General features: G+C 62.3%; 17 protein-coding genes. 5 read left to right on the top strand and 12 right to left on the bottom strand.

Features of this window, described 5'->3' with window-relative positions; genetic code table 11:
- Positions 1 to 53 precede the first annotated feature (53 nt).
- Positions 54 to 773, top strand: a complete 720-nt coding sequence (locus ACILSR_RS04445) for a choice-of-anchor R domain-containing protein (RefSeq protein WP_395748518.1) — start codon at positions 54 to 56, stop codon at positions 771 to 773.
- A 532-nt stretch (positions 774 to 1,305) separates the two neighbouring features.
- On the opposite strand, the gene ACILSR_RS04440 is transcribed toward ACILSR_RS04445, so the two are convergent.
- The 7 genes from ACILSR_RS04440 to ACILSR_RS04410 all read right to left on the bottom strand — a co-directional run bounded on the left by ACILSR_RS04440 (position 1,306) and on the right by ACILSR_RS04410 (position 9,758).
- The gene (locus ACILSR_RS04440; RefSeq protein WP_395748517.1) at positions 1,306 to 1,728 is read right to left on the bottom strand and encodes an ExbD/TolR family protein; all 423 of its coding nucleotides are present in this window, start codon (positions 1,726 to 1,728) and stop codon (positions 1,306 to 1,308) included.
- Between the two features lie 52 nt (positions 1,729 to 1,780).
- A complete protein-coding gene (locus ACILSR_RS04435) occupies positions 1,781 to 2,536 on the bottom strand; it encodes a MotA/TolQ/ExbB proton channel family protein (protein ID WP_395748516.1) in 756 nt (251 codons plus the stop codon).
- A 9-nt stretch (positions 2,537 to 2,545) separates the two neighbouring features.
- A complete protein-coding gene (locus ACILSR_RS04430) occupies positions 2,546 to 2,824 on the bottom strand; it encodes a hypothetical protein (RefSeq protein ID WP_395748515.1) in 279 nt (92 codons plus the stop codon).
- The gene (locus tag ACILSR_RS04425; RefSeq protein WP_395748514.1) at positions 2,808 to 4,085 is read right to left on the bottom strand and encodes a hypothetical protein; all 1,278 of its coding nucleotides are present in this window, start codon (positions 4,083 to 4,085) and stop codon (positions 2,808 to 2,810) included. Before ACILSR_RS04425 ends, ACILSR_RS04430 begins: the two co-directional genes overlap by 17 nt.
- 400 nt (positions 4,086 to 4,485) lie before the next feature.
- Positions 4,486 to 6,549 (bottom strand): sodium-translocating pyrophosphatase, encoded by a 2,064-nt coding sequence (locus ACILSR_RS04420; RefSeq protein WP_395748513.1) that lies wholly within the window; start codon positions 6,547 to 6,549, stop codon positions 4,486 to 4,488.
- A 380-nt stretch (positions 6,550 to 6,929) separates the two neighbouring features.
- Complete coding sequence (gene tnpA / locus ACILSR_RS04415) at positions 6,930 to 7,382, bottom strand: IS200/IS605 family transposase (protein WP_395748512.1); 453 nt, start codon at positions 7,380 to 7,382, stop codon at positions 6,930 to 6,932.
- A 936-nt stretch (positions 7,383 to 8,318) separates the two neighbouring features.
- Positions 8,319 to 9,758: a DUF1080 domain-containing protein gene (locus ACILSR_RS04410; protein WP_395748511.1), complete on the bottom strand. Its 1,440-nt coding sequence runs from the start codon at positions 9,756 to 9,758 to the stop codon at positions 8,319 to 8,321.
- A gap of 118 nt (positions 9,759 to 9,876) precedes the next feature.
- Between ACILSR_RS04410 and ACILSR_RS04405 the strand changes: the two genes are divergently transcribed.
- The 3 genes from ACILSR_RS04405 to ACILSR_RS04395 all read left to right on the top strand — a co-directional run bounded on the left by ACILSR_RS04405 (position 9,877) and on the right by ACILSR_RS04395 (position 13,013).
- Positions 9,877 to 10,824: a TlpA family protein disulfide reductase gene (locus ACILSR_RS04405; RefSeq protein ID WP_395748510.1), complete on the top strand. Its 948-nt coding sequence runs from the start codon at positions 9,877 to 9,879 to the stop codon at positions 10,822 to 10,824.
- 228 nt (positions 10,825 to 11,052) lie between these two features.
- The gene (locus ACILSR_RS04400; RefSeq protein ID WP_395748509.1) at positions 11,053 to 11,586 is read left to right on the top strand and encodes a sigma-70 family RNA polymerase sigma factor; all 534 of its coding nucleotides are present in this window, start codon (positions 11,053 to 11,055) and stop codon (positions 11,584 to 11,586) included.
- Positions 11,583 to 13,013 carry a DNRLRE domain-containing protein gene (locus ACILSR_RS04395; protein ID WP_395748508.1) on the top strand — a complete coding sequence of 477 codons (1,431 nt, stop codon included), beginning with the start codon at positions 11,583 to 11,585 and terminating at the stop codon, positions 13,011 to 13,013. The genes ACILSR_RS04400 and ACILSR_RS04395 overlap by 4 nt, the downstream gene beginning before the upstream one ends.
- 78 nt (positions 13,014 to 13,091) lie before the next feature.
- On the opposite strand, the gene ACILSR_RS04390 is transcribed toward ACILSR_RS04395, so the two are convergent.
- Positions 13,092 to 14,345 (bottom strand): NAD(P)/FAD-dependent oxidoreductase, encoded by a 1,254-nt coding sequence (locus ACILSR_RS04390; protein ID WP_395748507.1) that lies wholly within the window; start codon positions 14,343 to 14,345, stop codon positions 13,092 to 13,094.
- A gap of 134 nt (positions 14,346 to 14,479) precedes the next feature.
- Here ACILSR_RS04390 and ACILSR_RS04385 point away from each other — a divergent pair, with 134 nt between their 5' ends.
- Positions 14,480 to 14,947, top strand: coding sequence for a hypothetical protein (locus ACILSR_RS04385; protein WP_395748506.1), 468 nt, complete (start codon positions 14,480 to 14,482; stop codon positions 14,945 to 14,947).
- Between the two features lie 205 nt (positions 14,948 to 15,152).
- Here ACILSR_RS04385 and vccD read toward each other — a convergent pair whose 3' ends face one another.
- The 4 genes from vccD to vccA are packed head-to-tail and all read right to left on the bottom strand — an operon-like array spanning position 15,153 to position 22,057.
- Positions 15,153 to 15,821, bottom strand: coding sequence for a Verru_Chthon cassette protein D (gene vccD / locus ACILSR_RS04380; RefSeq protein ID WP_395748505.1), 669 nt, complete (start codon positions 15,819 to 15,821; stop codon positions 15,153 to 15,155).
- Positions 15,818 to 16,885 (bottom strand): Verru_Chthon cassette protein C, encoded by a 1,068-nt coding sequence (vccC, locus tag ACILSR_RS04375; protein WP_395748504.1) that lies wholly within the window; start codon positions 16,883 to 16,885, stop codon positions 15,818 to 15,820. The genes vccD and vccC overlap by 4 nt, the downstream gene beginning before the upstream one ends.
- A 33-nt stretch (positions 16,886 to 16,918) precedes the next feature.
- Complete coding sequence (gene vccB, locus ACILSR_RS04370) at positions 16,919 to 17,467, bottom strand: Verru_Chthon cassette protein B (RefSeq protein ID WP_395748503.1); 549 nt, start codon at positions 17,465 to 17,467, stop codon at positions 16,919 to 16,921.
- Positions 17,468 to 17,491: 24 nt separating this feature from the next.
- A complete protein-coding gene (vccA, locus tag ACILSR_RS04365; protein WP_395748502.1) occupies positions 17,492 to 22,057 on the bottom strand; it encodes a Verru_Chthon cassette protein A in 4,566 nt (1,521 codons plus the stop codon).
- Positions 22,058 to 22,174: the final 117 nt, after the last annotated feature.

The following is a 22,174-nucleotide window of genomic DNA, read 5'->3' as shown; positions in this document are numbered from 1 at the left end:
TTCATTGGAAATTCAGTCCAAAAATCCCGTGTAATTGGTGTCCTCTCAAAGGCATGCATTGGCTTGCATCATCTAAAAAACATCACGCCATGAATTCTTCTGTGCTCAAAACCATCTTTCTGGGCTCCTGGCTGGCCATCTGTGGCGCATCTTCCGCCGCCACCACTTATTTCAGTAATCTGGGGCAGGCTTCGGACGGCATAGGCTGGGCTCAGTTTGGCAACATCCCTGACTACAATGCTTCGGACTTCCTCACTGGAGCTTCGGCGGTCACCATCACCAGCGCGACATTTCCACTCTCCAATTGGGATGCCGTCGCACATGTGCTGACGCCTATGATTTACACCAACAGCGGGGGCACTCCTGGCACCCTGGTCGGAAGTTTTTCAGACATCACCATCAACGCTGATCCGGGCGGTCCTGGAGCAGGCACATACAGCAATTACTCCGCGACCGCAGCCGGTATCAACCTCGCAGCTAACACGACTTACTGGATGGTGCTAAAGAACGGAACAGCGCCGGACCTGCCTTTTCCCGTGCTCTGGAACACCACGGCCAGCAACACTATGGACGGTGGCAGCACCTTCTCGGAAGTGGCCGCCACAAAGTTGAAATACAGCACCGACGCAGCTTCATGGGCTGATGCCACCGCTAACACCGCTAACGCCATGTTTTCATTGTCCGGGAACTTGGCAGCGGCTCCAGAGCCTTCGCGTGTCTTGCTTTTGTTCGCTGGCGCAGCCGGCTTCCTTTTGCGCCGTCGTCGTATCTGACGCGGGCGTGTCAAACACGCGCGGCTTTGCTCACTGGAAAATCAGATCCATCGATTGAAAGCACTCGATGCCGTGGCTCCGACACTGGCAACCGAGCACCCCGCCTGGGAAACCAGTCGAAACGCCGGAACTCACGACCGGGCAATTTTTTCGCCTGGGGTCAGGCCGCTTTGATTCTAGACCAGTTCTCGAAAAGATTGTCATATTGAACCGGCGAGCACAGCGGCCCCAGTGGCAAGGCGGGAGCGCCGTCTGCTATTTGAAAATAACAGGCAAGCGACCAACGCATCCAATGGGGCCGCTCCGCCGCCCGGGCAATGTGACAAGATTTTTGAGAGTTGGTCTAAAATGCTCTAAACCACAGACGCAGCGCACACCCAGGACTGGTAGGGATGCGCTGCGCGCGTCCCTGGAATCCCTCGTCCCAGAGTTGCCTGCCACCCAACCATGCTCCCCCATTCCCAAAACTCCCGCCACCCAACGCCTCCCGCCTCCCGCCACCCGCCTCAGCATCCAGCCCCCAGCCCGCACCTCACGGCGCCGCCCGCTGAATCCTCGTCGGCATGTCGCTGATGTTGTACCCCGCCTCCCTTAGCGCATCATACACCTTCACCAGCACCCCCAGCGCCGCCGTCGTGTCCGCCTGCAGCTCCAGCTTCACACCGGGGTCCTTCTGCTTCAGCGCACCGATCGCCGCCGCCATCTTCTCCAGCTCCACCGGCTTCCCATCCAGAAAGATGTTCTGCTTCTCGTCGATGCTGATCGCCACGCGCGTGTCCGCCGCCGACGCCGAGCCGCCCAGGGACTTCGACTCAGGCAGCTTGATCTTCATCTGCGTCTTGTCCTTTTTAAACGTCGTCGTCGCCACAAAGAAGATCAGCAAAATCACCATGATGTCGATCAGCGACACGATGGGGATCATCGGTACCGGGCGGCGTTTCGGGCGTAGATTCATGGCCATGGCGTGCAGTGGGGTGAGGGATCTCTCGTCGTCGCTTCACACACACTCACGCCGCCGGGCGCTGCACCTCAAAGTGCTGGTAGAAATGCTGGATCGTCTCCTGCATGATCGACTCCACCCGCACCGCCAGCGCATCCAGCCGGCGCGTAAAATACGTGTGCGCCAGCACCGACGGCACCGCCACAAACAAACCCGCGATCGTACACCGCAGCGCCACGCCGATCTCCATGGCCACCTTCGCCGTGTCCGGCCCGCCTTCACCCACGCCAAACTCCGAGAACATCCCCACCAGGCCCACCGTCGTCCCCAGCAGCCCCAGCAGCGGCGCCACCGAGATCATCACCTCCAGCAGCGGGATCCCGCTCTCCAGCCGGTGGATCTCCTCCCGCGCCTTGATCGCGCACGCGTCATGGCACTCCTGCTTGCTCGTGAACGCACCGCTGATCGCCATGCTCCCCAGGCGCGAGAGCATCGAGCCGTCCGTGTTTAAAAAATCCTGCAGCGGCCGGATGTCTCCCCGCAGCGCGTAGTTCGGGATGGACCTCAGCTGGCTGATCACCGCGTTCGGCATGATCACATGCGCCCGCAGGTTCAGCCACGCCATGATCGCCGCGCCGATCGCCGCCATCGAGCAGATGACGATCAGCCCCATCGTAAACCCGCCCGTGGAAAGAAAGTTATACAGCAGCTGGCCGGCGGAAGGCGCCGTCTTGGTGGCAGCGGCGGGAGCAGCAGCCGCTGCTTCAGCTAGCAGGGGCGAAACGGCGGCGGAGGCGAGGAGGTCGGTAAACGATGGCATCATAGTCAAATTTTAGGAGCTGCGGGTCAATTCTTTGGGCGCAAAGGGGAGCACGGCAGCAGGCACCCGTGGTATTTCAGCATCCACGGCAGCCTGCAAGGCAAATGCCGCGGGCAAAGAGGGAGAGCGCGCCGCATTCTCGCTCCGCAGGTCCGTCACCCGGCACTTCCTGCTGGCGTAAAAGGACACCCGCCTCACGCGCCGCTCCGTTCCCGGCGCAGTTAATGCGCCCGGCAGACTGAGCCCCGTCAGGAAGCCCCCACTGGCGGTCAGGTCAGTAAATGAGGACATCGTATTCCACTTTCAGGCGCTCCTGGTCGTTCATCGGGAGAGACGGGATCACTTCTTTCGGCATCGGCGGGATCTCCGCGTCCTTGATCGCCTGCAGCGTGATCGCCGTGAGCACCGGATTGGACTCCTTGTCGTTCACCACACGCAGGCTTTCCACCTTGCCCTTTTTGTTCACGTAAAAGACGATCTTCAGGCTTCCATACGTCACCCCGTCACCGCGCAGCGTGCGGTAGATGTGCCATTTCTTTTCCACCTGGCCCGTCACCTGCCGGATGTAGCGCCCCTTCGGCGTCTCCTCCGCATCCACAGAGGCCTCCGTGCCACGGTTGGCGATCGTTCCCTTCGTCTGCGTCGTCCGCGTGAACGGCGTGAACGCATTCGGGTCCTGGTTCCGCGTCGTTTTGGTGATCGGTTCGTCCTCCATCACCGGCAGCGCCTTCGGCACGGGCTGCTCCGGCTTTGCCTCCGGAGGCGTGGCCACGGCCATCTCCGGTTTCGGCGTCGCGTTGTCCGGCGTCGGCTCCTTCGGCAGAGTCTTCGGCGGCGCTTCCGCTTCATCCTTCACCTTCTCCGGCTTCTTCACCTCCAGCGGCAGCCGGTTCTTGTCCACCTTGGCCAGCTCCTTGTCCGCCTCCTCCATCATCTTCGTCAGCGGCGTGGACTCAGCCACGGCCTTCGCCACATTCTGCTGCGGCGGCACCACCGGGGTCGGCGGCGGCGCGTTCTTCACCGGCGGCAGCATTGAGGGTGGGGTGGGCGGCACTGGCGGCTGCGGCTGCATCATCGCCAGGTCCTTCGGCGGCGTCTTCGGCCGTGCATCATCCTTCAGTTCGCCATTCCTGTAATCCCGGTCCGCCAGCTCCATCGTGGGAATCTTCAGCCCGTCCGTCGTCGGCAGCGGCTCCGTCGCGTCTGGAGACGGCGCCTTCACCGTCGCCGCATTCGTGTTCCGGTCCGCAATGAACTTCGGATCCTTCGGCGCGTTTTCCACCGCCTGATTCTGCGAGGTGCGGATGTACACCTCCCGCTTCGGCGGCGGGGGTGGCAGCGGCTTCGGCGGTGGCGGCGGCATGATCTGGTCTGGAAACAGCAGCGTCACCTCCTTCTCTGGCGGCGGCGGCCTGTGCGTCTCGTCCCACAGCCTGCGCGCAGCATCCACCATGGACATCCACACCAGCAGCACCAGCAGCAGCGCGTGCACCACCACCGTGCCGGTGATGGCGATCCCCAGGTTGTTGTTGCTTTGCGTTTGAGCAGTCACGTGCTGAATCAATTACCCCCTTATAGTGCTTCCCCCCACCCACAGAATCAAATGCTCATTCACCCTCAATCCCTCCCACTCCTCGTCACCTCATAATCCCCCCGCCTACCCTCACCCTCCCCGGACTCGCCGCACCCCGATGCCCCCCCCACCTCTGCAAACCCACACCACCCCGCTCTCCTCACACCCTCTGCCTCCTCTGAAGAAAACCATCAGCCACTTCCCACTCACACCCTTCCTCCAGCATCATCCCTCGCCATCCCACCACCAATCCTCGCCCCCTCTTCAAAAATCATAAATCATAAATCATAAATCATAACCCCCCCCTCTCCCCACACGCAAAAAGGCCCCCGGTCACCCGGGGGCCTCTTCCAAAAAAACTCTCAGCTCACTCAGCAGCTCACTTCACCGCCGCCTTGAACACGATCGGGATGATCAAAATCGCCAGAATGTTCACCACCTTGATCATCGGGTTCACCGCCGGGCCCGCCGTGTCCTTATACGGATCGCCCACGGTATCGCCCGTCACAGCCGCCTGGTGCGCAAAGCTGCCCTTGCCGCCGTGGCTGCCTTCTTCGATGAACTTCTTCGCATTGTCCCACGCACCGCCCGCGCTCGTCATCGAAATGCCCACAAACAGGCCCGTCACGATCGTGCCGATCAGCACCCCGCCCAGCGCCTGCATGCCCAGGTAGGACACCCCCACCACAAAGATCAGCGGCAGCAGCGCCGGCACGATCATCTGCCCCAGCGCAGCCTTCGTCACGATGTCCACGCACTGCGCATAGTCCGGCGTTTCCGTTCCATTCAAAATCCCCGGCTTAGCCGTGATCTGCCGGCGCACTTCCAGCACCACCGCACCCGCCGCATTGCCCACAGCGCTCATGCAGAAAGACGTAAACAGGAATGGCAGCAGCCCGCCGATGAACATGCCGATCACCACCTTCGGGTCCATCAGGTCAAAGCTCACCTTCGCACCCACAAACGACTGCAGGTCTTCCACATACGAGCCAAACAGCACCATCGCCGCCAGTCCCGCGCTCGCGATCGCATAGCCCTTCGTCACCGCCTTCATCGTGTTGCCCACGGCATCCAGCTCGTCCGTGATCTTGCGCACGCTCTCCGGCAGACCGGACATCACCGCGATGCCGCCCGCGTTGTCCGTGATCGGCCCAAACGCATCCAAAGAAATCACAATGCCCGAAAGCGAAAGCATGGACACCACCGCGATCGCGATGCCATACAGCCCCGCCAGATCATAGCAGCACCAGATCGAGGCCGCGATCGCCAGCACCGGCAGCAGCGTCGCCTGGTTCCCGATGCTGATCCCCGCGATGATGTTCGTCGCGTGCCCCGTTTCCGAAGCCTTCGCAATCTTCCGCACCGGCGCGTGGTGCGTGCTCGTGTAGTAGTTCGTGATCCACACCACCAGCAGCGTCATCACCAGACCCACCACCGCGCAGTAAAAGAGGTTCGTGCTCGTCACGCTCAGGCCGCTCGTCAGCTTCAGCCCCTCAGGGAACATCGCCGCCGTGCACCACCAGAACAGCCCCGCCGCCACCGCGCCGGACACCGCCACCCCGCACACCAGGGACGTCGTCGCCTCCTGCTTCACAAAATTCACCCAGCCGATCCCGATCAGCGACGCAATGATCGCCAGACCGCACAGCACAAACGGGTAGATCACCGCCGGGCCGTCGCCCACCGTCAGGTGGCCCACCAGCACGCCGCCGATCAGGCTCACCGCATACGTTTCGAAAACGTCCGCCGCCATCCCCGCGCAGTCGCCCACATTGTCACCCACGTTGTCCGCGATCGTCGCCGGATTCCGCGGATCATCCTCGTTCAGGTTCTGCTCGTTCTTGCCCACCAGGTCCGCGCCCACGTCCGCCGCCTTCGTATAAATACCGCCGCCCAGACGCGCAAACACACTGATCAGCGAGCTGCCCAGCGCCAGCCCCACCAGAGAATCGATCGCATGCTTCGCGTGTTCCGCATACTTCAGCACCACCAGATAAAACACACCCACGGACAGCAGTCCCAGCGCCACCACCAGCAGCCCCGTCACCGCACCGCCGTTAAAGGCCACCTTCAGCGCCGGGTGCGCGCCCACAGAGGCCGCCTGCGCCGTGCGCACATTCGCCCGCACCGCGATCATCATCCCGATATAACCCGCCGCCATCGAGCACACCGCGCCCACCACAAATCCCGCCGCTGTGAGGCCGCCGCGCAGCCACCACACCGCCGCCAGCATCACCACCGCGATCAGGCTCACCGCCATGATCTGCCGGTTCAGGTAGGCCTTCGCCCCCTGCTGGATCGCGCCCGCAATTTGAGCCATCTTCTCATTCCCCGCATCCGCTCCCACCACCTTGCGGATCAGGATGAAAGCAAACACCAGTCCCACAATGGCAAGAGCGATCGAGAGGGTGATTCCGTTTTGCAGCAAAAAAGAAGGAGGCATGAGTCTGTTCTAGGTAGGTCGGGTGGTTGGTCCGTGGCGGGTAAAGCCGCGCACTTTAGCAAGTCGCATTTTAGAGGCAACAACTTGCTCACAGATTTCTACAATATTCGTTTCCTCCTCCTAACCCCCGCCCCATCCCCCTCCCTACACAAAACCCCTCACAATCCCCTCCCCCTCTCCGCGCCCCCCCTGCCTCAAAAGATGCTCCCCGGCCTGAAGGGCCGCAGGAGTCAGCCCTTCCTCAAAAGATGCTCCCCGGCCTGAAGGGCCGCAGGAGTCAGCCCAGGGCAAGATGGCGAAGCCATCGCCGCCCTGGGTTCACGCAATCACCCACCGTTTCCAATATCGTCGCGCACCAACGGTGCGCGGGAGATGCCGATTCAATCCCAAACATACCTCTCATCGAATTCGACCTCGTACTTCGCCAGAAAGCGCCGGAACTCCTCCTGAAAACTCATGCCTTGATGATGCTTTTGCTGATTGCGGACATACTCCTTCACATCCTCCAAGTTCGACTGGCTGACCGAAAACGCCCCGTAGCCATTTTGCCAATGAAAATTCCGCAGGATCGGCATCTGACGTTGCAACCATTCCGTCGATCCCGTTTTCACCTGCCGCACGATGTCACTCAATGGCTCTGTGCGTGACAGCAGAAACAACACATGCGCATGATCCGGCTCCGTGTTGATCTCCACCGCCGTGCAGCCGAGATCACGCAAAACGCCACCCATGTAGGCATGCATTTCAGGATACAGATGCCTCGGTATCACCTTCTCGCGTTCCTTCGTCGAGAAAATGAGATGAACATAAATCTTGGCAAGTGATTGAGGCATGCAGACGAGGATGAAAGTGTTCCCGCGCTCCGTTGGAGCGCCACCTTGATGAAACAATACGCGAGTCATATCCGCAACCCAGGGCTTGCTCGTTCCTCGCAGCGCCCTGGGCTGACTCCTGCGGCCCCTTGGGCCGACGATGCTGTCCGCAGTCTGTTCGGATGAAGAACTCTCACAGTGTTGGCGGAGTTGCAGGTTTGAATTTGCGGCGTTTGCTTCCTCAAAAGATCCTCCCCGGCCTGAAGGGCCGCAGGAGTCAGCCCAGGGTGCAGTCGCGCAGCGACAAACCCTGGGTCCATACACACCCACCATGTCCGCGATCGTCGCGCACCAAAGGTGCGCGGGAGACGCGCCTGCCCCCCCCAGACACATCCTTCGGTTTTTTGCCTATCCCCGGCCTGAAGGGCCGCAGGAGTCAGCCCAGGGTGCAGTCGCGCAGCGACAAACCCTGGGTCCATACACACCCACCATGTCCGCAATCGTCGCGCACCAAAGGTGCGCGGGAGACGCGGCTGTCCCCCCAGACACATCCTTCGTTTTTTTGCCTATCCCCCGGCCTGAAGGGCCGCAGGAGTCAGCCCAGGGTGCTGTCGCGCAGCGACAAACCCTGGGTCCATACACACCCACCGTCTCCGCAATCGTCGCGCACCAAAGGTGCGCGGGAGACGCGGCTGTACCCCCAGACACATCCTTCGTTTTTTTGCCCATCCCCGGCCTGAAGGGCCGCAGGAGTCAGCCCAGGGTGCAGTCGCGCAGCGACAAACCCTGGGTCCAAACACACCCACCGCGTCCCCAATCGTCGCGCGCCAAAGGTGCGCGGGAGACGCGGCTGCCCCCCCAGACACATCCTTCGCCCCCCCTTCCCCCACCCCCACAAAAAACCCGCCAGACCTCTCGGCCCGGCGGGTGTGTTAAATCAAACGCTCGTCTCGCCCCTTATTTCGCCTTCACCTTGAAATTCCGGAACACCACCGGATCACTGTGCCCGGCAAAACCGATGAAGCCCTTCGTGTGGTCCAGACCTTTCGGCGGATGCGGGATCTGGCTGCGGTCCAGCTGATCGATATCCACATCGAGAATCTTCGTGCCGTTCAGGATGACCTTGATCTTCTGGCCATCGACCTGGATTTCCTCAAAGTTCCACTCGCCCACCGGACGCAGGTACCCGTGCTTGGCGCCCACGCAATGGTACAGAGAGCCATGATACTGATAAGGCTCCAGGCCCTTCTTGCCGGCAGCCGCCTGCTTGGCGTTGTAGCCGTCGCTGTCGATCACCTGCAGCTCCAGCCCGTCAGAAGCGGAGTGCCCGCCCAGCGGCGTGCGCAGCGCGATGCCGTTGTTCCCGGCAGGCGGCAGCTTGAACTCCACGCGGATCGTGCCGTTTTCAAATTCGTCCTTGATGAGCAGGTCGCCGCCTTTGCCCGGCTTGCAGGTGATCGCGCCGTCCACCACTTCGTAGCTTTCCACCGCACCCTGCCAGTTGCTGAGGTCCTTGCCGTTCACATACTCCTTGAAGCCCTCTTCGGCCCAGTTGCCTTCCAGCTCCTTGTTGGCCTCTTCAGCGGGGATTTCGCGGATGTACACATTCTTCCAGCGGATCTCGCTGCCATGCGTCTGCAGCTGGATCGGGCCTTTCGCAAAGGCAGGATCGGGGAACCAGCCGTTCGGTGCTTTTTCAGCAGGCTTGTCCGTCGCCTTGGCGTCCTTTTTGCCGTAGGCCAGGTAGCCCGCCTTGCGGTTCGCAAAGAAGTTTTCCAGCACCGCGTTCTTCACCACCACTTCACCATTGAAGGTCACCGTCACACGCTCGCCGATCATGCGGATCAGGAAGGTGTTCCATTCGCCAAAGGGCTTGTCCATCCGCTTGGTCGGGAACTTGCCCTCCTCGTTCTTATTGTTCCAGAGCGCGCCGGAGCCCTTGTCCGCGCCCAGCTTGAACTTCGCCTCTTCCGTGAAGTCCCAGATCTGCACCTGCGGGATGCCGCGCAGGTAGATGCCGCTGTCTCCCAGCGGCAGCATCTTGTAGTCCACCATCAGCTCAAAGTCGCCGTAGTCCTTGTCCGTGGTCAGGTACAAGCCTTTGCCGTCATTCACCAGCTCGCCGTTCTCCACCTTCCAGTGCGCATTCACGTGGTCGCCCTTGTCATTGCCCTTCGCGTCCACCAGACCGCCGTCGATGGACTTCTTCTTGTAGGCGGCCTGCTCCTCCGGGCTCATCTTCCACAGGTCCGTGGGGTCCTGCGTGCCCCAGCCGTACCAGCCGGAAAGATCCTTCCCGTTGAAGAGGGCCGTGAAGCCCGGCGGTGGGGTGTTGTCAGCAGCACCGGCGAACGTGGCCGCAGCGAGGAGTAAGGTCAGGATCTGTGTTGGTTTCATGTGTGAGATTGTGCGAAGCACAGGAGTCGGCCCACCTCGCAGCCATCTTTCACTGGACCCGGCCGAAGGTCACTTTCCGCTCGACATTGGTCACAAAAATCGGGACGCTTTGCCCATCATGAAATTTTTCCTCTGCGCCTCGTTCCTCTGCCTGGGCCACCTCTCTCTCCACGCCCAGGCCCCGGCCCAGGGCGCCGCTGAGCAGGCCGCCGCCGATGGCAAGGCCCTGCTGCAAAAGCTCTTCACTCAAAACACCACCCAGGAGGAGCTCCTCGCTCTCGCCAAAGACGCCAACAAAGCCGGCGTGCCACGCCAGCAGATCATCGAGGCAAAGCTCATCTGGGGCCTCCGCCATCAGGAGATTCCCTTCCTCGTCAAAATCCTCCCCGAGGTGGAAATCCTCGCCACCAGCTTTGACCCCGCCCTCGCCGCCGCCTTGCCAAACGTGGACACCGCCAAGTCCTTCATCGCCTACATCAAGGCCATGAAAGCCGCCGGCGCAAAAGATGACGAAGGCTTTAAATCCAACATCCTCGAGGCCATCTGGCTCAATCCCCAGCAGGCCTCCGTCTTCCTCCAGTCCATCGAGCAGGTCCGCCGCGAATCCAAGATGGCCGCCCTCACCGCCGATCTGAACATCCCCCTCACAAACTCCGCCGGAGAAGCCACCACCCTCAGCGACCAGCTCGGCACCAAAAAAGCCCTCCTGCTCGACTTCTGGGCCTCCTGGTGCGGCCCCTGCATGAAGCTCATGCCCAGGCTTCAGGAAAAGGCCAAGCTGCTCTCCGCCCACGGCATCGTCGTCGCCGCCGTGAACAAGGACGACTCAACTCCAGACGCCACCGCCGAGGCCAAGGCCGAAAAAATCCGCGTCGAACTCAACACCACCATCCCCTGGCTCGTCGAGCCCCAGGACCGCCCCTACACCAAGGCCTTCGACCTCGAAAGCATCCCCCGCATGGTCCTCCTCAGCCCCGAAGGCAAAGTCCTCTTCAACGGCCACCCCGAAGACCCCGCCCTCTGGACCGCCCTCAAAAAGCTGGACCCCACCATCGAAGCTCATTGAACAGACTCGCCGGAAGTTGACGATGGTTGACGGTAGCTGAAGGCCCGCTCCGCGGGCGTTGACTATTGTTGGCTCAACCCTCCGCTACGCGAATCTGGAAAAACAACCGTCAACCACCGTCAACGCTTGCGCAGCAAGCCTTCAGCCACCGTCAACTCCGGCTCACCCTGCCCTCCCCAAAATTCCCTGTCCAACTCCCCGCCCCAGCAGCCTCAAGGAGATACCGCCATGTCCGCCGCCCCAGACAGAACCCAGGAATTCCTCGAACTGCTCACCAGCCACGACCGTGCGCTCGGCGTTTACGTCCACAGCATGGTGCCCGCCCCGCATGATGCGGACGACATCCTGCAGCAGACCAAGATGATCCTCTGGCGCTGCTTTGACCAGTTTGAGACCGGCACCAATTTCCTCGCCTGGGCACGCAAGACCGCCTTCCATCAGGTCCTCACCCACCGCCGCCAGAAGAAGCGCGAGGCCACGCCGCTGAGCGATGAAATGCTCGAACTCCTCCACGACGAAGTCTCCAAGCTCAGCGACACCACCGACCGCCGTGGCGATGCCCTCCGCGCCTGCGTTTCCAAACTCCCCGCCGCACACAAGCAGCTCGTGACCCTGCGCTACTATGAGGACATGGAGATCGACGGCGTCGCAGAGCGCATCCGCAGCACTGCCGGCGCGGTCTATCGCGCCCTCAGCCGCATCCGCATGAGCCTCATGACCTGCGTCGAAAAAGAACTCCAGCTCGAAGGAGGCCAGCCATGAAGCCTGCCGATCAATTTCGTCTCCTGGAACTCTCCGAACGCTACGCCGATGAAAAACTCAGCGCGGAGGAAACCGCCTCTCTCGAAGCCGAGCTGCGCGCCAGTCCGGAGGCACGCGCCTTTTTTGCCAAGGCGCTCTACCAGCGCGCCGAGCTGACCTTTGACGACTCCTGGCACTCGCAGCCCACGGCAGCGACGACGGAAGTCAAATCAACCAGCCGCCCCTCATGGTGGCGGCATGGCATCACCGCAGCCGCCGCCGCCTGTGTCACCTTTGCCTTCGTCTGGCTGCAAAACAGCCGCGATGGCACCGTGGCCACCCTCGTCCGCGCTCAGCAGTGCCAGTGGGCCGCCAGCAGCCTGCCCACCGTGGAAGGCGCCCGCCTGAAGCCCGGCATGCTCGATCTCACCGAAGGCCTCGCCGTGCTCCGCTTTGACAGCGGTGCCGAGCTCGTGCTCGAAGCCCCCGCCACCGTGGAAGTGCTCGATGGCATGAACTGCAAGCTCCGCCGTGGCACCCTCGTCGCCGAAGTCCCCCCGCAGGCCAAAGGTTTCAGCATCGATACCAAGGACGCCAAAGTCATCGACTGGGGCACCAAGTTCGGCCTCAGCGCCGGAGAAGACGGCAAGTACCTCGTGCAGGTGCTCGAAGGCCTCGTGGAAGTGGACGACAAATCCGGCGCTGCCACCAAGAAGCTCGAAAAAGGCCAGCGCGTGGACCGCGGCTGGTCCCACAGCCAGATGCATCCCGCCACCGATCTCGATGACGCCGAGCCCAGCCTCGGGCAGACCGCCGTCGTCATGGACACCGGAGACGGCTGGCAGGCCATCACCACCGCCTTCGGCCATGGCAGGGACACCTACATCCAGTCCTCCGAGAAAACCCCGAACGGCTTCGGCTCGCATCCCTTCTTCCGCGTGAAGCACAGCCGTGACAGCAAGCCTGACCTCAATCGCAAAGGCTACATCGCCTTTGACCTCAGCAAGTTCAGCGGTCGCCAGATCGAAGAAGCGGAGCTCGTGCTCACCATCGAGCCCAGCGAACTCGGCTTCGCCAGCTTCGTCCCGGACAGCACCTTCGCCGTCTATGGCGTCACGGATGAATCCGAAGACGCCTGGGAGGAGGCCGGCCTCAGCTGGCAGCACGCCCCCGCGCACGATCCCGCGCAGCCCGAGCGCCACCTGCCCGCCGCCGCCAAAGTCAAACTCCTCGGCAGATTTGAAATCGCCCAGGGCATCAACCGCGGCACCCGCAAGCTGCGCGGCAAAGACCTCGCTGATTTCCTCAAGTCAGACACCAATCAGATCGCCACCCTCATCATCTGCCGCGAGACCGCCGAGACCCAGGACAGCGGCCTCGTCCACGCCTTCGCCACCAAGGAAAACAGCACCCGCTCCGCCCCCATGCTCCGCGTCAAGCTGCGCTAAGTTGTCCAGTTGCGCCGCAACTGGTCCGTAAAAGCTGGTCCGTAAAAGCGCTCCACCTGCCCACGGCCCGCTCCCCCATCACTGAATCCGGATCGGCTTCGCGATCTTGTACCGCTTTTGCAGCCAGACGAAGATGAAGAAAAGCTTCAGCCGCCACCAGGTGCCGAAGGTCATCTGCGTGCGCCCTGCCAGCGCGCAGTTGATGGCGCACAGGATGCGGTGCTTGTTGGTAGGCTGAAAGAAAAGCTGCGCGAAGGCCTTGGTGTAAAACCCTTCAATGAACTGCCAGAAGCGGCTCACATGCCTGCGCGTGGTCCATTCATAGCGCTTCATGGCAAAGGTCATGGCCCTGCCCGCCGCGATGGCTCCGTGCACTGCTTTCGCCCCGTTGCGGCCGCTGATCATCGCCAGCATCACACCACTCGAAAAAACCGGGTCAATGAAGCCGGACGCATCTCCCACACGCACCAGCCGCTTGGAGACGAGCTTGCGGTTGGTGTACGAAAAGTCCGTCAGCACGTGCCCTTGGGTGATGGCCTTGGCGTTGATCATTCGCTCTCCCACCGTCCGGGTGCTGAGCACCGCATCATCAAAGGCCTGCTGCGGCTCCTGCTTGAGCGCCTTGAAGTCGGCCTGGTCCAGCACCAGCCCCACGCTCGTCCTGTCGTCTGCCAGAGGAATCATCCAAAACCACGAATTCTCCCGGCGGACCACGAGGATGTCCCCCTTCTCTTCGCCCTCCGGCATCTGCACACCGCTGTAATGCCCGAAGATGGCCAGCTTCTTGTGCCCCGGATAGTATTCGCGCAGGTTTTCACGGTTCGCGGTGAAATTCCCCAGACCGCTCGCATCCATCAAAAACGCAGCCTGCACTTCGTGGTCCGCCCCGTCCTTGTCACGGTACTTCACCGTCACGTGGTCTTTCCCCACGTTGTATTCATTCACCACCGCCTCCTCCCGCACTTCAGCGCCCAGCTCCTCCGCGTAGCGCAGCAGGATGTCGTCAAACTTCGCCCGCTCCACCTGGATCGCATCCGGAAACTCCGTGAACGATCCCTTGGAGAAATTCATGCGCGTGTGCATCGCGCCGTTGCCCATCCAAAACTGCGCACCGCGCTTCGTCATGAATCCACCCGCCTGAATCCGCGGCCACACGCCCATTTCATCAAAGATGGCGCGATTGTAGGGCAGCAAAGATTCGCCGATGTGAAAGCGCGGAAACTTCGCCTTCTCCAGCACCAGGACCGAACGCCCCTCCTTTCGCAGGGTGGTTGCCGCCGTGGACCCCGCGGGTCCTCCGCCAATGATGATGACATCCCAAGTTTTGATCATGAATAGCGATGAATGCTAGCTCTCTACGTCCCCCGCAAGAAAAAGTCCGCCATTCAGTGATTCACCGGAATTTTTTTGACTCAATGACGATGAAGCACTGGCAAAAGAGTACCTCCCTGCCTGATTGGCCGGCCATGGACGACCCCTCCCTCCCGCTTTTCACCTCCCGCACCTGGGCGGTCGCGGGCGCACCCCTGACCCGCAGCACGCCCCCGCCCGATGTCACTGCGGGGCTGGACCTTTTTCAAGCCGGTCCCGACACAGCCACCGATGGCTACGCCGCCTGGAAAGCCGCCATGGCCGCTGAAAAAGCAGCCGCCGAGGCCAGCCGCCGCAGCGCCGAGCTCCCCGTGCAGTCAGACGCAGACGGCTTCTCCCGCTGGAAGCAGGAAGCCGAGGACGCACGCCGCGCCTTCGAAAAACGCTGGGGCATCCCCCTTGGCAAACTCGTCCGCCTGCAGCTCCGCGGCGAAGCCCGCGAGCGCGAAGGCATCCTCCGCCTCGTCGAAGAACCACCCGGCACCTCCTCCAAACACCTCCGCCTCACCCTCTCCGGCCACACCTTCCCCGCCTCCCAAATCGAAAGCCTCGTCCGGGCCTAGAGGGCGAAGGTCGCGCCCGCATCCTGAAGTGCGGTCGCGCAGACAATAACAGGCAAGCGACCAACGCAGCCAATGGGGCAGCTCCGCCGTCCGGGCAATGTGACAAGATTTTTGAGAGTTGGTCTAAGCAGCAAGGGTCAGCTACCGCGGCGAACCTCCAGTGACCCCGGAGCAGCCGGGCAGACCGCTTCACTCACCTCCGGCCTCACGGGCGGTAGGAGTGGCCGCGGCCCGTCACGGGATCGATCTGCACGGTGTAGTAATTCGGCGGCGGGGTGGCCAGATCCTTCTGGTAGTTTTTGGTGGCGACCAGGGTGAGGTACGCGGTGCGCAAAGGAATCCTCAGGTTGGTCGAGCCATCGGGATAAAACACGACGCGGTAGAAGGTGGCGCCGAGTTTTTTGAACGGCTCCTGCGCGGCCGCCCCGGTGTAGATCGGCTGCACATTGGTGGAAAACATCGGGGACAGCACGCCTTCCAGCAGCACCACGCGGCCCTCGCTCCAGTACACAGGCGGCTCGATGGGCGTGGCCATGTTTGCAGCGGCATCATAGGAGACGAGCTGGATCGCATGGCAGCCCTGGATCTCGTCCTTGCTGTAGTAGAAGAAGTCCAGGCCGATGGGGCGGTTTTCAGACGTGGCCCTCTGCTGCGCCTGGGAGATCTTTTGCATGAGCGTGTCTCCGGAGGAGGAGAGGCTGGCGGCCTGAATCACCGAGAAGGTGTAGGGCGCGGCCACGGCAAACAGCATGCTCACGATCGCGACGACGACGATCATCTCCACCATGCTGAACGCGGCGCGTTCGCGGCATGGCGGCAGGCACCGGCGTGAGCCGTGTGCGAAGGAAGGCGTGGAGGAGGAGATAGTTTTCATCGAAGGAGACCCCATTTGGAATTGCGCATGCTGATCGTGTTGGAAAAGACCTGGTAGTTGAGCTGCTCGGAGCGCATTTTGGCCTCGAGCGCCTTGAGATCCTTCTGCCGGTTCTCACAGAGCGTGAAGGCTCCGTCGGGAATGAGCTGCGGCATGGTGTCCGGATATTTCTCCGCGAGCTTGCGGGCGGAGGCCTCGTCGATGGCCACCATGGTCACCTCCACGCGCGGCGGCAGCATGTGCTGGGTCCCCTGCGGGTTGTCGTTGCTGGTGAAAACCAGCGCGGTGGAGTCATAGGCGTACTTCGGCGCGATCCACCATGGCGTGGTATTTTTCAGCGCCGCGTCATCCGTCGTCACCTGCGGCGAGATGATCAGCGCGACGACGTTTTCGGCGATCGGCCGGGAGTCCGCCGGAGTGGCGATGGTCTCGGTCGTGGTGATCACGTTGGCAGGCGCCTTGATGAACCACTGGCCGGGCTTGTCCGAGTAGATGGTGTTCTCCTCGGCGGTGGGGCGGTACTCCCACAGCCTGAAGCGCGAGCTCTGGGCGGTGACGTGCTTCGGGCGGAAGGCGTCATTGCCGCTGTACATCACGAAGTAGCCCCGGCCGCACAGCAGGCGGCTCAGCGCCTCGTACCCGGTGCGGTCGCTCAGCCCCAGTCGGGCCTGGAAAAACATGCCGTGGGTCACGAGGGATGACGCCTGCGGTCCGGGCAGCAGCGTGGCCACAGGTCCGGTGATGAACTGCAGCTCCGACTGCCGGATGTACTTGGACGGCGCCTGGGTTTTCGAGGTGGGAATCGTGGGCGTGTCCCCGGTGTTGTACTGGTAGGCCTGGTAGGTGTTGAGGATCGCCTGCCGCAGATTTTCAGTGATGCTCTCGAAGGCCGTACGGGCTTCGCGAAACTGCTCCACGCGGGTGACGCCGCGTTTCCAGGCACGCTGCGTCTGATTGAGCACCTGCACGGAAACCAGCAGGATGATGGAAAGGATGGCCATGGAAAGGGCCACCTCGACGAGGGTGAAGCCCCGCCGGCGATGTCTGTCACATGAATGAGTCATAAGTGTTGTGGGTGGGTCACGGCTGGCGCCGGATCAGTTGGCCATTTTGGCGATGTAGGAGGCTGCCGAGGTGATGCGCATGGGATTCGCGCTGCTGAAGCTGAAGGCGGGATCGTTCGAAGTGGCCACGCAGATCTTCACGCGGCGCACGTACGTTTCGGGATTGCCGGCATTGGAGCCGCCGGTGGTGCCGGCGGGCAGCACCACATCCAGCGGCTTCGGCGGCACGTACACGGACGCCACAAAGGCCAGCGAGGCCGTCATGTCCTCTGGCGTGGTGTCCGCTGGGGTGAGCTCCCGCCCTTCGTTGGTAAAGTAGCGCAGCGGGCCGTACCCCGTCCACGTGATGCGGTCCCAGGCGATGGACTGCATGTCCCCGTTGAGCTTGTGAATGATGCGGGAGCCGACGGACATCTCCGCCGAATTGCGCGCCATGGTGATGCTCTGCGGCAGGAGGCCGAGCAGCGTGACAAATCCCAGGGCGGCGACGGCGACGGCGATGGTGACCTCCACCAGGGAGAAAGCACCCTGATGGCGTGACTGGCGCCGCTGACGGCGCAGGTTGGTGAGCGAGGTTTTCATGCTGGGTTGGTGGCGTGGGTGAGATCAGGGATTGAAGCGCTTCTGCGAGAGGACGCGGAAGCGGTGAAGTGATTCCAGAGACGTTTTGGTCAGGGGATTGCCGGCGGCGTAATCAAGGTTCTTCTTCGGGTCCAGGGCCGGGTCATTGAAGTCGAGGTAGCGCTCGATCACCGCCGATCCGCGGTACTCAGAGCCCGTGCTGTCCACACCGGAGACAAACTTCGCAGGGTCCGAAGAGCGCTTTTTCCGCAGCGTCTGCACGCGCATGTGCACCTGGAAGGTGTTGGAGCGCGTGGTCAGGCGCGGATACATGTTGGTGTAGGGCCGCTCTTTGAGATTGTCCGCGGTCAGCGCGTGGTTTTCCCAGAAGGTGAGGATGCTGTTCGCGCCGGTTTTGAGCAGGGAGTTGATGCTCGTTGGCCAGCTGGCGGGCACCAGTGTGTCCGAGCTGTTCGCCGGCTTGGGCAGGAGATACATCTCGCAGATCTGCGCGGGGGAGACGAAGGCGAAGCCGGAGCTGAAGCGCTCGTCGAAGAGCTTCAGCGTCGCGTCGGTGTCGATCTGCCGGTGCCAGTATTTGCCGCCCTGCGCGCTGGTGTCATCCCTCCAGAACCAGGACTCGCCCTGGTTCGTCGGTGCGCCCGAAGGGCGGCGCAGGTAATCCGGCGCATCTTTCGTGGCGACTGCGGTCAGCATTTCGCTCTTCATCACGGCGGCGAGTCCCGTGGCGCGGCGGATGTGGCGGAAGGGGGCCATCTGGTAGTTCAGGTTGATCTTCCCCGCCGTGGATCCCGGCTGGCTGATGACGTACGGCTCCACCACGGGCATCCAGAAGAAGTCCATGAAGAGATAGTCCGGCGGGTCGATCCCCTGGATGGCCAGCCCGGACTTGCCGTAGCCTTTCAGCACCTTCGGCGCGCCGATGTGGAACTGCTGCCCCTGCTTGCTGCTCCAGGTCTGGGGGCGGAAGAGCAGCGTGCGCCAGGGCTCGCGCCGCTGGCCGCCGGAGCCGCCCGCATTGTGCACTCCGGTGGGCAGGGAGCCAAACATACCAGGAGATGCCACCTGGCGGTTGGGCGAAAAGTACGTGGAGCCGCCCATCCACGTGACCCAGGAGTTGGAGAAGTACGGCACGAGCTGCTGCCCCGTGGTCGAGGTCACGCTGTAGGTGTTTCCTTCGTCCGGCTTGTTGATGTAGGCGCCGTCGGTCTGGTTGGCGATGCCGCGGTCAAAGTCGCCATACTTCTGCAGCCCCGCGCCCGTGGCGGCGGTGTAGGGATGGTCCGGGAGGAAGGAGGCGTTGTAGTTCGCGTCCTTCACCAGACGCCAGCCTTTCTTGTCGTCGCCGGTGTCCAGTCCCGGGCCTTCGCTCCAGTTCAGCAGCACGATGTTGTGCGCGAGGCGCTGGATGCCGTAGAGCCGGTGCTGCTCAAACTCCGTGGCGGGCACCACATACTGGCCCATGGTCAGGCGCGGGTCTCCATGCCGGAGCACGAGCGACTGCACAGTGTCCTCATTGACGGAGAGATTCCCCCGGTTGTGGAAGTTTGAGGCATAGCTGCCGATCTCGTTGCCGATGTAGCGGAACCTGCCGCCCATGCGCGTGGAGGGCACCGCCGCCACTTTGGTGATCTTGCCAGTCTGATCACGTCCGAGCGCGCCGTCTGAATGGAAGGACCACCAGTAGGGCGCCGGCACAGGCTCATACACATGCCAGGTGCCGTCGGCATTCTGCGTCCAGCGGGTGTCCTCGCTTTTCTGCACCAGCAGGGGCGAAGGGAACTGCGCCGCGGGGAAGGAGAAATTGAAGGTCTGCAGCAGCTGCGGGGTGCTTTCGTTGCTGAGGATCTTCACCACGACGGTGCCACCGCCGAAGGGGATCTTGCCCGCGTCACCTCCCGGGATGTCGATGAAGTCGCTCACCAGATTGTACTGGTTGCAGTTCTGCAGCGCGCCGGAGCGGCTGGAGTAGCTGGTGTAGTTGACCCCGCCGTTGTACGGAGACTGGCTGTCGTTCGCTGGGATGTTCGTGTCCGGATAAAGAATGCTGCCGGAGGTGTAGCCGTTCACCCCTTTGGCCACCGCGGGGAGCTTGCGCTCCTGCAGGAAGGCGCGGTAGGAGGTGGTGCCTCCGCGCTGATACACGCCATTGGCGCTGCTCATGTGCTTGAAGGGACGGATGAGTGTCTTGCCGCCGTTGACGGGAAACATTTTTTTGCCGCCGACCGAGAGTGCGCTGGCGTCCACCTCGATGCAGATGTCCGGATTGATCAGGGTCCATCCTGCGGAGGGGGAGAACCATTCCAGCAGGAAGGTGGCCTGCACGCGCTTCACGCCCGGATCCAGCGGCGTGTCTGTGTCCAGCGTCCAGTTCCAGTTCAGGGGGTTGTAGCCCGGATAGTTGGGATTGTCTCCATCAATGCCTTCGAGCTGATGCGTGGTGGGGTACTTCGTCTTGTAGAAGCCCTTCTTCGGGTCCTGATTGGCGGCGCTCAGCGGCGGGAAGTTGGAGTACCAGTAGTTGGAGTTGTCCCAGCCCAGCACGGTGGCGCTGCCGCTGCCTTTCCACGTCGGCGGCACGTAGCCGTTGGGCGCGGGGCCGCTGGCCTTCAGCTTCACCGCATTCACACCACCCGGCACCGCCCCTTTGGGACCGGCGTCTCCCTGCGCGCAGGCGATGAACTGCAGCCCTGCCTCGCTGATGGTCAGGAAGCGCCCCATGCCGCGATACACCTCGCCTTTGCCTTTCGGCAGCACCGTGGGCGTGACCTGGCCATGGCCGGGAAAGCTGCTGCCGGTGGAGTTGCGCATGGGGGTGAAGGTGCCCGCCGCCATGCCGGCAGAGGTGGCGGTGGTCCGCGCGTCCGGCAGGCCGGTGATCGAAGGTGTCAGGCCGATGTTCCGCTCCGCGATGGTGTCATCATAGAGATTGGTGCAGCGGATGTAGTCAAAGAGCTCCACCAGGATCTGCTGGAGATTGTCACCGTATTTGGTGGTGAAGGTGGCGTTCGAGGCGCCGAAGCCCGGGATGGGCTGGTCCGTGAGCGTCATGAGATAGTCAAAGAGCTGCTTGTTCCGCGGAATGCCGGACAGCTCCGTCTCGCTGGTGCAGTCCTGGCGCGTGAAGAAGTAGTCCTTTCCCGCGATCTGGGAGCAGTTCACAATCGTGTTGTCAAAGGCCGTGCGGTAGCGCGAGGAGTTCGTGCGGTTCACCGGCCACATGCTGATCTTGGGAAGGCCGAAGGGATTCATCTCTGAAGATCTGCTGCGTGTGGTGAGGAAGGAGCGCAGTCGCTCCACCACTTCGTAGTTCTGCAGTCCGGACCAGATCTGGTTCACGCCGAGATTGATCTCGCTGCGCTGACCATCTTTTTGCGCGGCGGGACGCAGCAGAAACTCATCCACGCTGGGAAACAGGCGCTCCGCCAGAGCGGCCTGCACGGCCTGAAAATTCGTGGGGGAGAAGTCCTGGTTTGGCGGCACGAGCACGGAGCCGGCCTTGGATCCGCCGGGAAGTATCTTCGGCATGAGATCATAGATGGCCTCCTTGTAGGTGAGCGCCTTGTTGAAGGCAGACGAGTCGGCCAGGCGCGGGTTCATGTCCTGCCCCGGAAAGAGAACCGTGCTCATGCACACCGTGGCGGGGTGCCCGGGATAGCGCTGGTATTCATACATCATGGGCTGGTACTGCGCCCACCCGCCGTCGCGCTCATGGAAGAGGCGCGGCGTGTCCCAGGGCGTGCCTTCGCCCGCGGTGTTGATGTTGATCTTCGTGGACTCGTCATCCGTCCAGAACGCCACGCGTGAGATCATGGGATTGTCCCGCGTGGGCACCTCGCCGTTCGGGCCCACGAACTTGCCGGTGTTGTCCAGGCAGCCCAGCGTGCCGTCCTTCAGCATGTACAGCCACTCCACCGGCATGGGCAGGCGCTGCTTGTCCTCACTGCCACCGCTGGAGGGTGCCACCACGCCGTCCAGTGCCTGGCCGGAGGCGCCGTTCACATAGGTGGAATAAGTGAAGCCCTCCACCGAGCGGCTGGAGGTCTGCGAATACGCCCTCGGATCAATGATCGGGAAAAACAGACGCGGCGCGCCGGCGGGATCGGTCACGTTCGCGCGCACCACCGGTTCATTGAGATCCACATACTGGTCCGGCTTTTTGTCCCAGTCAGCAGGCGGCGTGTCAGCGGCGATCTCAGCGTCCGTCTTGGCCACCATCGTGCTGTCTGAGTAGAGCTTCAGCCCCCGCAGCAGCGTGCCGTCCTGTTTGTACTGGCGGATCATGCCGGGCTGCGAGGCCCAGATTTCCGTGCCGGAGTTCGCGGTGTCCTGGTGCGTGCCCTGCTGGATCTGGCTGATGGCCAGATTGATCACCGAATCAGCATGCAGCCTTGTCTGCGCGCCATCCACCTGCGCCACGGTGGAGTTGAATTCAATGCGTGTGGCGCTGAGCAGCGCGGTCATCAGCACCAGCGAGAGCGCCAGCACTCCGAGCACGGTGATGAGGGCGACAGCACGGCGGCGGCGTCTGCCGCGAAGCACCTTCAAACTGCGGCCCGAAGGCATGTCTGGTATGGATGATGTATTCATGATGTGGATGCAATGGCGGCACAAAAAGCACCGCGGTTTTTTTAATTTCCGATATTGTGACCTTCCGCATCGTTTTTGCCTATGAGGCTGCGGTTGGCGCATGAATGCAGCATGAGT

The sequence above is a fragment of the Prosthecobacter sp. genome (assembly GCF_044222565.1).
Classification (GTDB): domain Bacteria; phylum Verrucomicrobiota; class Verrucomicrobiia; order Verrucomicrobiales; family Verrucomicrobiaceae; genus Prosthecobacter.
This window is presented reverse-complemented; position numbering and strand designations above follow the sequence as displayed.

What these genes read in the sequence shown, in the direction of transcription:
- vccD (WP_395748505.1), bottom strand. Translation starts at nt 15,821, where the DNA reads ATGAAAACTATCTCCTCCTCCACGCCTTCCTTCGCACACGGCTCACGC.
- ACILSR_RS04400 (WP_395748509.1), top strand. Translation starts at nt 11,053, where the DNA reads ATGTCCGCCGCCCCAGACAGAACCCAGGAATTCCTCGAACTGCTCACC.
- ACILSR_RS04390 (WP_395748507.1), bottom strand. Translation starts at nt 14,345, where the DNA reads ATGATCAAAACTTGGGATGTCATCATCATTGGCGGAGGACCCGCGGGG.
- ACILSR_RS04405 (WP_395748510.1), top strand. Translation starts at nt 9,877, where the DNA reads ATGAAATTTTTCCTCTGCGCCTCGTTCCTCTGCCTGGGCCACCTCTCT.
- ACILSR_RS04445 (WP_395748518.1), top strand. Translation starts at nt 54, where the DNA reads ATGCATTGGCTTGCATCATCTAAAAAACATCACGCCATGAATTCTTCT.
- ACILSR_RS04435 (WP_395748516.1), bottom strand. Translation starts at nt 2,536, where the DNA reads ATGATGCCATCGTTTACCGACCTCCTCGCCTCCGCCGCCGTTTCGCCC.
- ACILSR_RS04395 (WP_395748508.1), top strand. Translation starts at nt 11,583, where the DNA reads ATGAAGCCTGCCGATCAATTTCGTCTCCTGGAACTCTCCGAACGCTAC.
- vccB (WP_395748503.1), bottom strand. Translation starts at nt 17,467, where the DNA reads ATGAAAACCTCGCTCACCAACCTGCGCCGTCAGCGGCGCCAGTCACGC.
- ACILSR_RS04440 (WP_395748517.1), bottom strand. Translation starts at nt 1,728, where the DNA reads ATGAATCTACGCCCGAAACGCCGCCCGGTACCGATGATCCCCATCGTG.
- vccA (WP_395748502.1), bottom strand. Translation starts at nt 22,057, where the DNA reads ATGAATACATCATCCATACCAGACATGCCTTCGGGCCGCAGTTTGAAG.
- ACILSR_RS04420 (WP_395748513.1), bottom strand. Translation starts at nt 6,549, where the DNA reads ATGCCTCCTTCTTTTTTGCTGCAAAACGGAATCACCCTCTCGATCGCT.
- ACILSR_RS04430 (WP_395748515.1), bottom strand. Translation starts at nt 2,824, where the DNA reads ATGTCCTCATTTACTGACCTGACCGCCAGTGGGGGCTTCCTGACGGGG.
- vccC (WP_395748504.1), bottom strand. Translation starts at nt 16,885, where the DNA reads ATGACTCATTCATGTGACAGACATCGCCGGCGGGGCTTCACCCTCGTC.
- ACILSR_RS04410 (WP_395748511.1), bottom strand. Translation starts at nt 9,758, where the DNA reads ATGAAACCAACACAGATCCTGACCTTACTCCTCGCTGCGGCCACGTTC.
- ACILSR_RS04385 (WP_395748506.1), top strand. Translation starts at nt 14,480, where the DNA reads ATGGACGACCCCTCCCTCCCGCTTTTCACCTCCCGCACCTGGGCGGTC.
- tnpA (WP_395748512.1), bottom strand. Translation starts at nt 7,382, where the DNA reads ATGCCTCAATCACTTGCCAAGATTTATGTTCATCTCATTTTCTCGACG.